This is a genomic window from Streptomyces stoeckheimensis (genome assembly GCF_045822005.1).
Classification (GTDB): Bacteria; Actinomycetota; Actinomycetes; order Streptomycetales; family Streptomycetaceae; genus Streptomyces; species Streptomyces stoeckheimensis.
Genome location: NZ_CP169550.1, coordinates 2,182,597 through 2,197,078, shown reverse-complemented (window position 1 = coordinate 2,197,078; position 14,482 = coordinate 2,182,597). Strand labels below are relative to the sequence as shown.

The 14,482-nt window shown below is 68.1% G+C and carries 10 protein-coding genes; 8 read left to right on the top strand and 2 right to left on the bottom strand.

The window, feature by feature from the left end:
• Positions 1-181: 181 nt before the first annotated feature.
• From ngcE to ACE1OC_RS10165, 3 genes are read left to right on the top strand one after another with little or no spacing between them, the layout of a single operon-like run.
• Positions 182-1,633, top strand: a complete 1,452-nt coding sequence (gene ngcE, locus ACE1OC_RS10175) for an N-acetylglucosamine/diacetylchitobiose ABC transporter substrate-binding protein (protein WP_250742062.1) — start codon at positions 182-184, stop codon at positions 1,631-1,633.
• Positions 1,634-1,676: 43 nt separating this feature from the next.
• A complete protein-coding gene (locus tag ACE1OC_RS10170) occupies positions 1,677-2,621 on the top strand; it encodes a carbohydrate ABC transporter permease (protein ID WP_407836749.1) in 945 nt (314 codons plus the stop codon).
• 12 nt (positions 2,622-2,633) lie between these two features.
• A complete protein-coding gene (locus ACE1OC_RS10165; protein WP_375950674.1) occupies positions 2,634-3,563 on the top strand; it encodes a carbohydrate ABC transporter permease in 930 nt (309 codons plus the stop codon).
• Here ACE1OC_RS10165 and ACE1OC_RS10160 read toward each other — a convergent pair.
• Together ACE1OC_RS10160 and mgtA are read right to left on the bottom strand one after the other, a co-directional pair.
• Positions 3,556-4,287 carry an MgtC/SapB family protein gene (locus ACE1OC_RS10160; RefSeq protein WP_407836748.1) on the bottom strand — a complete coding sequence of 244 codons (732 nt, stop codon included), beginning with the start codon at positions 4,285-4,287 and terminating at the stop codon, positions 3,556-3,558. The two genes, ACE1OC_RS10165 and ACE1OC_RS10160, sit on opposite strands and share 8 nt — an antisense overlap.
• A gap of 33 nt (positions 4,288-4,320) precedes the next feature.
• A complete protein-coding gene (mgtA, locus tag ACE1OC_RS10155; RefSeq protein WP_407836747.1) occupies positions 4,321-7,041 on the bottom strand; it encodes a magnesium-translocating P-type ATPase in 2,721 nt (906 codons plus the stop codon).
• A 600-nt stretch (positions 7,042-7,641) separates the two neighbouring features.
• Here mgtA and ACE1OC_RS10150 point away from each other — a divergent pair.
• The 5 genes from ACE1OC_RS10150 (at position 7,642) to dxs (ending at position 14,482) form a co-directional block, all read left to right on the top strand.
• Positions 7,642-8,856, top strand: a complete 1,215-nt coding sequence (locus ACE1OC_RS10150) for an ROK family transcriptional regulator (protein WP_382973896.1) — start codon at positions 7,642-7,644, stop codon at positions 8,854-8,856.
• Between the two features lie 118 nt (positions 8,857-8,974).
• Positions 8,975-10,090: a substrate-binding domain-containing protein gene (locus ACE1OC_RS10145; RefSeq protein WP_407836746.1), complete on the top strand. Its 1,116-nt coding sequence runs from the start codon at positions 8,975-8,977 to the stop codon at positions 10,088-10,090.
• Between the two features lie 166 nt (positions 10,091-10,256).
• Positions 10,257-11,045 carry an ATP-binding cassette domain-containing protein gene (locus ACE1OC_RS10140; RefSeq protein WP_112447331.1) on the top strand — a complete coding sequence of 263 codons (789 nt, stop codon included), beginning with the start codon at positions 10,257-10,259 and terminating at the stop codon, positions 11,043-11,045.
• A complete protein-coding gene (locus tag ACE1OC_RS10135; RefSeq protein WP_407836745.1) occupies positions 11,042-12,313 on the top strand; it encodes a sugar ABC transporter permease in 1,272 nt (423 codons plus the stop codon). Before ACE1OC_RS10140 ends, ACE1OC_RS10135 begins: the two co-directional genes overlap by 4 nt.
• Positions 12,314-12,565: 252 nt before the next feature.
• Entirely contained in the window at positions 12,566-14,482 is a 1,917-nt protein-coding gene (gene dxs, locus ACE1OC_RS10130; protein ID WP_407836744.1) for a 1-deoxy-D-xylulose-5-phosphate synthase, read from the top strand.

The following is a 14,482-nucleotide window of genomic DNA, read 5'->3' as shown; positions in this document are numbered from 1 at the left end:
TACCGGTACATGATCTTGCTCACAGGAGCGGAAGTGGACTATACCTGTGCCCGTCCGGGTCACCGCGAAACGAGCGGCACCGGACGGGGGGACGGCGGGGACCTGCGGTGATGTCCGCTGGGCGGCAGCAGTCGCACTTTCCTTCCTCCTTCACACTCCTGACGAAGGCGAGGACTTGAGCATGGGATCCACCTCCGCCCACGGCGAGCACAGCAACGGTGAGGGCTTCGGCCGCCGGGACCTGATCAAGCGCTCCGCGGCACTCGGCCTCATCGCGGTACCGACGATGAGCTTCCTGTCCGCCTGCGCCTCCGGCTCGGACGAGACGACCAAGGGCAACGAGTCCAAGGTGGCCGTCACCAAGGAGAACCCGTTCGGCGTCGCCAAGGGCGGCAAGCTCGACGTGGTCGTCTTCAAGGGCGGCTACGGCGACGACTACGCCAAGGCCTGGGAGGCGGCGTTCGACAAGAAGTGGGGCACCACTTCCTCGCACCTCGCCACGCAGGAGATCACCTCGAAGCTGCAGCCGCGCTTCAACGGCGGCAACCCGCCGGACGTCGTCGACGACTCCGGCGCGCAGCAGATCAAGCTGGACGTGCTCGCCAAGGGCAACCAGCTCGCGGACCTCACCGTGGTGCTCGACGCCCCGTCGCTCGACGACCCGAGCAAGAAGGTCCGGGACACGCTGATGCCCGGGACCATCGAAGGCGGCATGATCGGCGGCAAGTTCGTCGCCCTGCAGTACGTCTACACCGTGTGGGGTCTGTGGTACTCGGGCAAGCTCTTCAAGGAGAAGGGCTGGACCGCTCCGAAGACCTGGGCCGAGTTCATGGACATCTGTCAGAAGGCCAAGGCGGCCGGCATCGGCGGTCTGGCGCACCAGGGCAAGTACCCGTACTACATCAACGTCGCCATCATGGACCTGATCGCCAAGAAGGGCGGCCTGGATGCCATGAAGGCGATCGACAACCTCGAGCCGAACGCCTTCGCGGACAACCCGGTCGCGCTCGAGGCCGTCGAGGCGGTCTACGAGCTGGTCGAGAAGGACCTGCTCATGCCGGGCACCAACGGCCTGACGCACACCGAGTCCCAGACCCAGTGGAACCAGTACAAGGCCGCCTTCATCACCTCCGGCTCCTGGCTGGAGAACGAGCAGCTCAAGCAGACCCCGGAAGACTTCGACATGCAGTTCCTGCCGATGCCGGTGCTGCCCGACTCCAAGCTGCCGTTCGAGGCCATCCGCGCCGGCGCCGGCGAGCCCTTCATCGTCCCGGAGAAGGCCGCCAACAAGGCCGGCGGCCTGGAGTTCCTCCGCTCGATGCTGTCCCGCGAGTGGTCGACCCTCTTCGCCCAGCAGGCCAACTCCCTCACCGTCCTCAAGGACGGCGTGGACCCGTCGGTCAAGCTCCGCTCGGGCACGCAGTCGGCCGTCGCCGCCCTCAAGTCGGCCGGTGACAACACGTTCAACTACCGCTACTCCGACTGGTACAGCGCGATGGGCACCGAGCTCGAGAACGCGTCCAATGAGCTGATGGCCAAGCGCATCCAGCCCAAGGAATGGATCAAGCGGGCCCAGGCTGCGGTAAACAAGGCGACCGAGGACCCGAACGCCAAGAACAACAAGCGCAGCTGACACCGCGTCCACCGGGCATCCGGAAACACCAGGGACGGACACCATGAGCCACGTAGCGAACAGCAAGGGGCGGGGCGGCTTCATCGCCGGCTTCCTCATCCTGCCCCTTGCGCTGTACCTGACCTTTGTCATCTGGCCGTACATTCAGACGTTCGGCTATTCCTTCACCAACTGGACGGGTCAGTCACCGACTTTCGACTTCGTCGGGCTGGACAACTACTCGGCCTTGATGAAGGACGAGGTCTTCGGCGGCGCGCTGCTGCACAACCTGTTGCTCTTGGTGTTCGTCCCGGCGATCACCATCCTCATCGCCCTGTTCTTCGCCTTCATGCTGAACGCCGGCGGGCGCAGCGGAGCCGGCGGGGTCCAGGGTGTGGCGGGCTCCGCCCTCTACAAGGTGATCTACTTCTTCCCGCAGGTGCTCTCCCTCGCCATCCTCGCGGTGCTCTTCGGAGCCGTGTACCGCAGTGACGAGGGGGGCCTGCTGAACGGTTTCCTCACCAAACTGGGCCTGGTCGACCCGGCGCACCCCATCGAATGGCTCAACGAGCCCAACTTCGTCCTCTGGTGCCTGCTGCTCGTCGTCGTCTGGCACGGGGTCGGTTTCTACCTCGTCCTGTTCTCGGCGGCCATGCAGTCGGTCCCCAAGGACATCTACGAAGCCGCACTGCTCGACGGCGCGGGGCGCGCCCAGACCTTCTTCAAGGTCACGCTGCCCCTGCTGTGGGATTCTGTGCAGACCTCCGCGGTCTATCTGGGCATCGCCGCGATGGACATGTTCGTCCTCGTGTCGACCATGACCTCGGGCCAGTTCGGCGGCGGACCGGACCACCACAGCGAGGTCATGGCGACGGTGCTGATGCGCAACTTCCTCTACTTCGGCCAGGCCGGCTACGCCTGCGCCATGGGGGTCGTCATGCTCGCCCTGACCCTGATCCTCTCCGCCATCACGCTGCGGGCCACTCGCCGCGAGCACGTCGAGTTCTAGCGGGAGACCACGATGACCACTGTGATCAAAGCACCGGGCGAGGCGGCGGCCGAGAAGCGCTCCGCCGCCACCGGGCAGCCCCGCGGAAAGAGCAAGAGCGGTTCCGACGGCATGGTGCTCAACGTCTTCTCGCACGGCTTCCTCGCCGTGTGGGGGATACTGATCGTCCTGCCGCTGATCTGGCTGGTGCTCGGCTCCTTCAAGACCGACGTGCAGATCGGCAGTTCGGCCCTGAGCTGGCCGAGCAACTGGCACTTCGACGCCTTCGGGCGGGCCTGGGACAAGGGCATCGGTGACTATTTCGCCAACACGCTGATCGTGATGGTGTTCTCGGTCCCGCTGACGATGCTGCTCGGCTCGATGGCGGCGTACGTCCTGGCCCGCTACCCCTTCTGGGGCAACCGGCCGATCTACTACTTCTTCGTCAGCGGGGCCATGTTCCCGGTCTTCCTGGCGCTCGTCCCGCTGTTCTTCATGGTGAAGCGGCTGGACATGCTCAACTCGTACCAGGGCCTGATCCTGGTGTACGTGGCGTACTCGATGCCGTTCACCGTCTTCTTCATGCACTCGTTCTTCCGGACGCTGCCGACGGCCGTGCACGAGGCGGCGGTGATCGACGGGGCCTCCCACACCCGGATCTTCTTCCAGGTGATGCTGCCGATGGCCAAGCCCGGCCTGATCAGCGTCGGGATATTCAATGTCCTGGGCCAGTGGAACCAGTACATCCTGCCCTCCGTGCTGATGCAGCCGCAGACCGGATCGGACCCCGAGCGCTACATGCTCACCCAGGGCCTGATCCAGCTGCAGTACCAGATGGGCTACGAGACGGACCTGCCGGTGCTGTTCGCCGGTGTGACCATCGCGATGATCCCGATGCTGGTGGTCTACCTGTCCTTCCAGCGGCAGATCCAGGCCGGTCTGACGTCCGCCACGCTCAAGTAGCGGTGGCGGAGGGGTCGGGAAGCACCGACCAGCTGACCGCCGAGACGGAGGGGTCGAGAGAGAGGTTGCTGACGGCTTCCTCGAGCATCCGGCCCCCCTCGCCCTCGGCGGTCAGCAGTGCGGACACCGTCACCAGGCCGGCCTCCGGGCCGTCCTGGCTGCGGATCGAGCGCAGCTGGTAGCCCGGCCGGCCCAGCGCGTCGACCAGCCGGTGGCGGATGTGGGCCTCCTCCGCCTCCAGGCACACGGCCTCGAAGTGGAAGTCGGTGGCCACCTCGGCCCCGCCCCCCGGCTCGCGGTCCATCCGCCGGCCCAGCGGGCGCAGCAGGAGGTTCGCCCCCACCACGCCCACCGTGCCGCAGGCCGCCAGGACGAACATGCCGGTGCCCGCGAGGCAGCCCACGGCCGCCGAACACCACAGGGTGGCGGCCGTGTTCAGGCCCCGGACGCTCAGCCCGTCGCGCATGATCACGCCGGCGCCCAGGAAGCCGATCCCCGAGACGATCTGGGCGGCGACCCGCGAGCCGTCGTACTGGACCTCCGAGACCTCGCTCATGAACCCGTACTGCGAGAGCAGGACGAAGAGCGCGGCCCCGCCCGCCACCAGGGCGTTGGTCCGCAGGCCCGCCATCCGGGCCCGCCACTGCCGTTCCAGGCCGATGGCCGCCCCGAATCCGAGCGCAGTGACCAGGTGCCCGGCCATCTCCCATTCGGTGAGCATCATCGGCCTTCTCCCTTCTTCCCTTCGTGCGGGCCTTTAGAGCCAGGTGCCGAACTTGCGGATGTACACGGTCTTCAGCAGCTGCGTGAGCGTGCAGTACGCCAGCAGGACGCCGATCAGCCACGGGAAGTAGCTCGCCGGCAGGGGTACGAAGCCCAGCGAGGCGGCCAGCGGCGAGAAGGGCAGGAAGAGCCCGGTCAGCACCGCGAGGACGGTCATCACCATCACCGGCCAGGACGCCCGCGACTGGATGAAGGGGATCTTGCGGGTACGGATCATGTGGACGACCAGGGTCTGCGAGAGCAGGCCCTCGATGAACCAGCCGGACTGGAAGAGCGCCGCGTGCGCCTCGGTGTTGGCGGCGAACACGTTCCACATGATGACGAACATCGCGATGTCGAAGATCGAGCTGATCGGGCCGATGCAGAGCATGAAGCGGCCGATGCCCTTGGCGTCCCAGTTGCGCGGCTTGCGCAGGTACTCCTCGTCCATGCGGTCCCACGGGGTGGCCAGCTGGGCGATGTCGTAGACCAGGTTCTGCACCAGCAGCATGATCGCCAGCATCGGCTGGAACGGGATGAAGGCGCTCGCCACCAGTACCGAGAAGACGTTGCCGAAGTTGGAACTGGCCGTCATCTTGATGTACTTGATCGTGTTGCCGAAGGTGGTCCGGCCCTGGATCACGCCCTGCTCCAGGACGGTCAGGTCCTTCTCCAGCAGGATGATGTCGGCGGACTCCTTGGCGATGTCCACCGCGGTGTCCACCGAGATGCCGACGTCCGCGTCGCGCAGCGCGGCCGCGTCGTTGATGCCGTCGCCGAGGAAGCCGACCGTGTGGCCGTCGGCCTGCAGGGCCCGTACGATCCGGGCCTTCTGGACCGGGTTGACCTTGGCGAAGACCGTCGTACGGGCGGCCAGCGCGCGCAGTTCCGCGTCGTCGAGGGCGTCGATCTCGGTGCCGCCCACCACGTGGCCGACCGTGAGGCCGACGTCGGCGCAGACCCGGGCGGCGACGAGCTCGTTGTCGCCGGTGACCACCTTGACCGCGATGCCCTTGTCGGCCAGGCCCTGCAGGGCCCGGGCGGCGTCGGCCTTCGGCGGGTCGAGGAAGGCGAGGAAGCCGACCAGGGTCAGCCGGTCCTCGTCGGCCACCGTGTAGGTGTCGCGCGGCGTGTCCATCGTGCGGGTGGCGACGGCCAGGACGCGCAGGCCCTGCCGGTTGTTGTCCTCGGCGATGCGGGTGACGTGCCACCGGAGCTGTTCGGTCAGCTCCACCTTCTGCCCGCGGTCCGTCATGTGGGTGCACAGGGCGAGGACTTCCTCGACGGCACCCTTGGTGATCATGACGTGTTCGGGCCGGCCGGAGCCGCCCACGATGCTGTTGCGGTTCAGGACCACGGACATCCGGCGCCGGGCGAAGTCGAAGGGGATCTCGTCGACCATCGAGAAGCGAGCATCGACGACAACCTCCTCGGCCTCGCCCACGCGGTCGATGACCGCCTGGTCCATCAGGTTCTTCAGGCCCGTCTGGAAGTGCGCGTTGAGGTAGCCGTACTCCAGGACCTCGTTGTCCTCGTCGCCGTGCACGTCGAGGTAGCGGTCCAGGACGATCCGGTCCTCGGTGAGAGTGCCGGTCTTGTCGGTGCAGAGCACGTCCATCGCGCCCAGGTTCTGGATGGCGTTGAGCCGCTTGACGACCACCTTGCGCTTGGACATGGCCACCGCGCCGCGCGCCAGGTTGGCGGAGACGACCATCGGCAGCATCTCGGGGGTCAGACCGACCGCCACGGCGATGCCGAGGAGGAAGGCGGCCTCCCAGTCGCCCTTGGTGAAGCCGTTGATCATGAAGACGACGGGGACCATCACCAGCATGAAGCGGATCAGCAGGAAGCTGACCTTGCGCACCCCGGTGTCGAAGTTGGTCTCCGGGCGCTCGCCGACCAGGGAGCCGGCCATCGAGCCGAAGTAGGTGTCGGATCCCGTGGCGACGACCAGTCCGGTGGCGGTGCCGGAGGTCACCGACGTGCCCATCAGGCAGAGGTTGTCGGCCTCGACGGGGTCGGTGGTCCCGCTCTGGCCGAGGTCGTCCGTGCGGGTGTCGGCCTTGGCGACCGGCAGGGACTCCCCGGACAGGGCGGCCTGGCCGACCATCAGGTCCTTGGCGGTGATGAGCCGCAGGTCGGCCGGGATCAGGTCGCCGGCGCCCAGCTTGACCATGTCGCCCGGGACCACCTGGTCCATCGGGATCTCGAAGGTGGTGGGTCCGGAGCCGCTGCCGGCCCGGCGCTGCACCGCGCAGGTGGTGGTGACGAGCTGCTTGAGCGCGTCGGCCGCCCGGCCCGAGCGGTACTCCTGCCAGAAGCGCAGCAGGCCGCTGATCCCGACCATCACCGAGAGGATGACGACGCCCGGGTCGCCGGGGTCCTGCCAGTACATGACGGCGGCCAGGAAGACCAGGACGGCGATGAAGGGGTTCGCGTACGCCTTCGCCAGCTGGACGTACCAGCGCGGTGCACGCTCCTGGGCGATGACGTTGGAGCCGTGGCGCTCCAGGCGCAGTGCGGCCTCGGCGTGGGTGAGGCCGTTGCGGGAAGCGTCCACCTCCTGCAGGACCTGGACGCCCGAGCGGGCGCTGATCCCGGCGAGCCGCTCGCCGACGACCCGGGTACGGGCCTCCAGCTCGGCCGCCTTGCGCTCGCGGCGGGCCCGGCCCGGGGGTGCGAGCTTCGTGGGGGTACGGGGGGTGAGCATGGTCATGACGAATACCTCCCTCCACGGTGTCCGGGCAGCGCGGAGCCGCGCGGTCACGTGGAGTGATCATGGGTCGGCGCACGGTGGCACGTACGGCCACGAGGTACGCCGGTGGGCATGGATGACGCGCGCCGGACGGAAGCGTCAGGGCGTGCGGAAGGGGTTACGAAGGTGAATGCAGAAACGCACGGAGGCGGCGCGGGGCCGCGGGCGTGCACACTCGAAGAGAGACCGGCCGCTCAGAGAGCTCAGCCGAAGAGAGCGCTGCAAGGACTTCGATCGGGACTCATCCCGAACACCTCCTTGCGTAGCACCGTCATTGCGAAGGGCGCCCTGTCGGGTCGTGAAAGCCGGTCGAAGGCCACGGAGACAAGCGCCACGGCGACCGTAGCACGATCAGGATGGAGGTTTCTCTCATACTTATGACCGGTAGTGGCCGATTCGTGCTGCGGCGGCCTCTTGACGTCGCGAGGCGCAAAGGCTCGACTTAAGGTTCACAAGTTGGAGAGACGCCGGGGTCTCGGGTCAGTCGGAGCACGCAGCCGCTGACGGCCCCGGCCGGGGGGCGACGGCTTGCCGTTGCTTATGGGCAGGAGTGAATGAGTCGTGCAGACTCCCGGATCGCAGTCCTCACTGCATCGCGCCAATCTGGAGCGCGTCGTACGGGCGGTACGGCTCGCCGGTTCGCTGACCCAGGCGGAGATCGCCCGGAGCACCGGACTGTCGGCGGCCACGGTCTCCAATATCGTGCGGGAGCTCAAGGAGGCCGGGACCGTCGAGGTCACGGACACCTCCGCCGGTGGCAGGCGGGCGCGCAGCGTCTCGCTCAGCGGGGACGCCGGCATCGTGATCGGCGTCGACTTCGGCCACACCCACCTGCGGGTGGCGGTGGGGAACCTGGCGCACCAGGTGCTGGCCGAGGAGTCCGAGCCGCTGGACGTGGACGCCTCCTGGGTCGACGGCTTCGACCGGGCGGAATCCCTGGTGGGACGGCTCGTCGAGGGCATCGGGATCGGCCGCGACAAGATCATCGGAGTCGGGCTCGGCGTGCCGGGCCCCATCGACGTGGAGTCCGGGACCCTCGGGTCCACCGCGATCCTGCCGGGCTGGGCCGGGATCAACCCGCGGCGCGAGCTCTCGCAGCGCCTGGGAGTACCGGTCTACGTGGACAACGACGCGAACCTCGGAGCCCTCGGTGAACTCGTTTGGGGGAGCGGCCGGGGAGTGAAGGACCTGGCCTACATCAAGGTCGCCAGCGGCGTCGGCGCGGGGCTGGTCATCAACGGCCAGATCTACCGCGGACCCGGCGGCACCGCGGGCGAGATCGGGCACATCACGCTGGACGAATCGGGTCCGGTCTGCCGCTGCGGCAACCGCGGCTGCCTGGAGACCTTCGCCGCCGCCCGGTACGTGCTGCCGCTCCTGCAGGGCAGCCACGGACCGGAGTTGACGATGGAGCGGGTGGTGGAGCTGGCCCGCGACGGGGACCCCGGCTGCCGTCGGGTCATCACGGACGTGGGCCGTCACATCGGCAGCGGCGTGGCCAGTCTGTGCAACCTCCTGAACCCGAGCCGGGTGGTCCTGGGCGGCTCGCTCGCGGACGCGGGTGAACTGGTGCTGGCCCCCATCCGTGAATCCGTGGGGAGGTACGCGATTCCCAGTGCCGCCCGACAGTTGTCGGTGCTCACGGGGTCGCTGGGCGGGCGCGCCGAAGTACTGGGTGCGCTGGCCCTCGTACTGAGTGAGATGGGCGATTCGACGCTTTTGGCGGAAAATGGAAGTGGAGTGCGAGCTCCCGCCGTCTTGTCTTCAGCTAGATAACGAATGGCGTCGTTGTCATCTCGTTAAGCATTCACTCCTTGACGACAAACTCGCGGCCGGGGTTGACTCACATCCACCTCGGCCGCAGTGCTGCGGCCTCGTCAGGGAGGTTCAAGTAATGAACACGCGTATGCGCAGAGTTGCCGTCGCCGTTGCCGCCGGAACCATGGCCGTTTCGCTCGCCGCTTGTGGCAGCGCGAAGGAGTCCGGGGACAAGAAGGACAACGCCACCGGCGCGGTCAAGGGCGGCGCGATCAAGGTCGGGCTGCTCCTGCCGGAGAACCAGACCGCGCGTTACGAGAAGTTCGACAAGCCGCTCATCGAGAAGGCGGTCAAGGACCTGACCGCGGGCAAGGGCGAGATCGTCTACGCCAACGCCAAGCAGGACGCGACCACGCAGAACTCGCAGGTCGACACGATGATCACCAACAAGGTGAACGTCCTGATCATCGACGCGGTGGACTCCAAGGCCATCGCCGGCTCGGTCAAGAAGGCCAAGGAGGCCGGCATCCCGGTCGTGGCCTACGACCGCCTCGCCGAGGGCCCGATCGACGCCTACACCTCCTTCGACAACGAAGAGGTCGGCAAGGTCCAGGGCAAGGCGCTCCTGGAGGCCCTGGGCGCCAAGGCCAAGGACGGCCAGATCGTCATGATGAACGGCTCCGTCACCGACCCGAACGCCGCGCTGTTCAAGAAGGGCGCGCACTCCGTCCTCGACGGCAACGTGAACGTCGGCAAGGAGTACGACACCGTCGAGTGGAAGCCGGAGAACGCCAACACCAACATGGCGGCCGCCCTCTCGGCGCTCGGCAAGGACAAGGTCATCGGCGTCTACTCCGCCAACGACGGCATGGCCGGCGGCATCATCACCGCCCTCAAGGCGGCCGGCGTGTCCCCCCTGCCCCCCGTCACGGGCCAGGACGCCGAACTCGCCGGTGTGCAGCGGATCGTCGCGGGCGAGCAGTTCATGAGCGTCTACAAGCCGTACGCCCCCGAGGCCGAGGCCGCCGCGAAGATGGCCGTCGCCCTCGCCAAGGGCGAGCCGATCGCGACCACCGCCACCGCCAAGGTCGACAGCCCCACCACCAAGGGCGTTCCGTCCCTGCTGATCCCGGTCGTCTCGCTGACCAAGGCGAACGTGAAGGACACCGTCATCCGCGACAACGTCTACACGGTCGACGAGATCTGCACCGACAAGTACGCGGCCGCCTGCGCCGCCGCCGGCCTGAAGTAAGGCCCCCGCCGCTCGGTCACCCGAGCCGGCCCCCCGTGCCTGTCCGGCGCTCCCGCCTCCATCCCGCCACCGGCGGGGCGCCGGACAGAACAGAAACGTTTCTCTCGCTTTCCCCCGTGGTCCTGCTCTTTTTGTACGACATCCCCGCCGGTCAGGCGGCAAGGAGATGGTTCATGTGTCCGCTGCGCCCGTACTGGCGTTGCGAGGGGTCTCGAAGCGGTTCGGTGCCGTTCAGGCCCTCACCGACGTAGAACTCGAGATCCACTCCGGCGAGGTGGTCGCCCTCGTCGGCGACAACGGCGCCGGTAAGTCCACGCTGGTCAAGACGATCGCCGGCGTGCACCCCATCGATGACGGAGTCATCGAGTGGGAGGGCCGTCCGGTCTCGATCACCAAGCCCCACGACGCTCAGAACCTGGGCATCGCGACGGTCTACCAGGACCTCGCGCTGTGCGACAACATCGACGTCGTCGGCAACCTCTTCCTGGGACGCGAGCTCAAGCGCCGCGGCATCCTCGACGAGGTGGAGATGGAGCGGCGCGCGCGCGAGCTCCTGACCACCCTGTCGATCCGGATCCCCAGTGTCCGCATCCCCATCGCCTCGCTCTCCGGCGGTCAGCGCCAGACCGTGGCGATCGCCCGCTCCATGCTGGGCGAGCCCCAGCTCGTGATCCTCGACGAGCCCACCGCCGCCCTCGGCGTCGAGCAGACCGCACAGGTGCTCGACCTGGTCGAGCGGCTGCGCGAGCGCGGTCACGCCGTCATCCTCATCAGCCACAACATGGCCGACGTGAAGGCCGTGGCCGACAAGGTGGCCGTCCTGCGGCTGGGCCGCAACAACGGCGTCTTCTCCGTGAAGGACACGTCGCAGGAAGAGATCATCTCCGCCATCACCGGGGCCACGGACAACGCCGTGACCCGCCGGGCGGCCCGCACCGGGGAGGCCCGCAAGTGAGCACCCAGCACATAGACCCCGTCAATCCGGCGGCCGCCCACGACGCCATTCCGGCCGTGGACCCCCGCCTGCTCGTACGCGAGCAGGGCTTCGCCGGGTACGTGAACGAGTTCGGCCGCAAGCTGAAGGCCGGCGATCTGGGCTCCGTGCCCGTCGTCCTCGGCCTGATCATCATCTGGAGCATCTTCCAGGGGCTGAACTCCAACTTCCTCGGCGCCGAGAACCTCACCAACATCGCGATCACGATGACGGCCACCGGCATGATGGCGGTCGGCATCATCTTCGTCCTGCTGCTCGGCGAGATCGACCTCTCGGTCGGCTCGGTCAGCGGCGTCTCGGGCGCGATCGTGGCCGTCCTCTCGGTCACCAACGGCGTCAACGAATGGCTGGCCATCCTCGCGGCGATCGCCGGAGGTGCCCTGATCGGCTCCCTCCACGGCTTCTTCTTCGCCAAGATCGGCGCCCCGGCCTTCGCCGTCACCCTTTCGGGCCTGCTCTTCTGGTCCGGCGCCATGCTGCAGATCCTGGGCAGCAACGGCACGATCAACCTCGACTCCGAGGGTGTGGTCGGGCAGCTGACCACGTACTTCTTCTCGGACGTGGCCGTCGGCTACGGGCTCGCCGCCGTCGCCGTGGTGGGGTACTTCCTCGCCACCTTCTTCGACGCACGGCGCCGCGAGGCCGCCGGGGTGCCCTCCCGCCCGCTCGGCGAGATCCTGCTGCGCACCGGCCTCCTCGCGGTGTTCACCTTCGGTCCGGCCATGGTGTTCAACCAGTACAAGGGCCTGCCGCTGGCGATCGTGCTCTTCGTGCTGGCCCTGGTCGCCACGGACTTCGTCCTGCGGCGCACCACCTTCGGCCGCCAGGTCTTCGCCCTCGGCGGCAGCGTCGAGGCCTCCCGGCGCGCCGGCATCAACGTCAACCGGGTCCGGATCACGGTCTTCGCGATCGCCGGCACCTTCGCGGCGATCGGCGGCCTCTTCTGGGCCTCCAAGATTGCGGCGGCGAACCAGAGCGCCGGCGCCGGCGACCTGCTGATGAACGTGATCGCGGCGGCCGTCATCGGCGGCACCAGCCTCTTCGGCGGCCGCGGCCGGACCTGGAACGCCCTCCTCGGCGTCATGGTCATCACCTCCATCCAGTACGGTCTGGCCCTGGAGGGAATCGCGACGCCGATCCAGTACATGATCACCGGCGCGGTCCTCCTCGCCACCGTGGTGATCGACTCGGTCACCCGCAAGACGCAGAAGACGGCCGGGCGCGCCTGACCGGCGTGCGCGGAGCGTGACGCGGCGGTAAGAACCGTCACAGTGCCCGGTGCCACTTCCTGTGGTGCCGGGCACCCGTGCGTAGGCGTGTACGTGCGAATGTACGGGTATTCCCCCTTTTGGGGGGTGTGACTCCGTACTGATGTGTACAGGTATGACAAAGGTGTGACCTGACCGGGACCGCGCTTTACCGACGCCCAAGCGGCGAAGATTAGACTCGGCAGACCAGCAAGCGACTGCAAGGAGGCACGGGTGCTGCTGACCCGCATCAAGGGACCGCGCGATCTGGACCGGCTCAGCCAGGAGGAGCTGGAGCAGCTCGCCGCAGAGATCAGGACCTTCCTCGTCGACGCCGTCTCCAAGACCGGCGGGCACCTCGGCCCCAACCTCGGTGTCGTCGAGCTGACGATCGCTCTGCACAGGGTCTTCGACTCGCCGAAGGACAAGGTCCTCTTCGACACCGGCCACCAGGCCTACGTGCACAAGCTCCTCACCGGCCGCCAGAACTTCGCGGGCCTGCGCACGAAGGGCGGCCTGTCGGGCTACCCCTCGCGCGCCGAGTCCGAGCACGACGTGATCGAGAACTCGCACGCGTCCACCGTGCTGGGCTGGGCCGACGGTTTCGCGAAGGCCAACGAGGTGCTCGGCAAGGAGGACCACCACGTCGCGGCGGTCATCGGCGACGGAGCCCTCACCGGCGGCATGGCCTGGGAGGCGCTGAACAACATCGCGGCCGCCAAGGACCGCCCGCTGGTGATCGTCGTCAACGACAACGAGCGCTCGTACGGCCCCACCATCGGCGGCCTCGCGAACCACCTGGCCACCCTGCGCACCACGGACGGCTACGAGCGCTTCCTGGCCCGCGGCAAGGACCTCCTGGAGCGCACCCCGGTCGTCGGGAAGCCCCTCTACGAGACCCTGCACGGCGCCAAGAAGGGCCTCAAGGACTTCATCGCCCCGCAGGGCATGTTCGAGGACCTGGGCCTGAAGTACATCGGGCCCATCGACGGCCACGACATCGAGGCCCTGGAATCGGCCCTCCAGCGCGCCAAGCGCTTCAGCGGCCCGGTCATCGTGCACTGCCTCACCCAGAAGGGCCGCGGCTACGAGCCGGCCGTCCAGGACGAGGCGGACCGCTTCCACGCGGTCGGCGTGATCCACCCGGACACCGGCCTGCCCGTCTCCACCGACGCCGCCAGCTGGACCTCCGTCTTCGCCGACGAGATGGTCAAGCTCGGCAGGGAGCGCAAGGACATCGTCGCCATCACGGCGGCCATGCTCCAGCCCGTCGGCCTGAAGAAGTTCGCCGACGCCTACCCGGACCGGATCTTCGACGTCGGCATCGCCGAGCAGCACGGCGCCACCTCGGCGGCGGGCCTGGCCTCCGGCGGCGCCCACCCGGTCTTCGCGGTGTACGCGACCTTCCTCAACCGCGCCTTCGACCAGGTCCTCATGGACGTGGCCCTGCACAAGTGCGGGGTCACCTTCGTCCTGGACCGCGCCGGTGTCACCGGTACCGACGGCGCCTCCCACAACGGCATGTGGGACATGTCCATCCTCCAGGTGGTCCCGGGCCTGCGCCTGGCCGCCCCGCGCGACGCCGAGCAGCTGCGCGCCCAGCTGAACGAGGCCGTCCTGGTGAAGGACGCGCCGACGGTCGTGCGCTTCTCCAAGGGCGTCGTCGGCCCGGCGGTCCCGGCCGTCGGCAGGATCGGCGGCATGGACGTGCTGCGCCGTCCGGCCGACGAGGTCACCCGGCCGGACGTACTGCTCGTCTCGGTCGGCGCACTCGCCCCGATGTGCCTGGAGATCGCCGACCTGCTCGACAAGCAGGGCATCTCCACGACCGTGGTCGACCCCCGTTGGGTCAAGCCGGTGGACGAGGCCCTGGCCCCGCTCGCCGACCGCCACCGCGTGGTCGTCACCGTCGAGGACAACAGCCGCGCCGGTGGCGTGGGCTCGGCCGTCGCGCAGGCACTGCGGGACGCGGGCGTCGACGTACCGCTGCGTGACTTCGGGATTCCGCAGCGCTTCCTGGACCACGCCACGCGCAAGGAGGTCATGGCCGAGATCGGTCTGACCGCTCCGGACATCGCGCGGCAGGTCACCGGCCTGGTGGCCAAGCTGGACGGACGCTACGACAGCGAGCCGGCCGCCGCCGTCGACTGA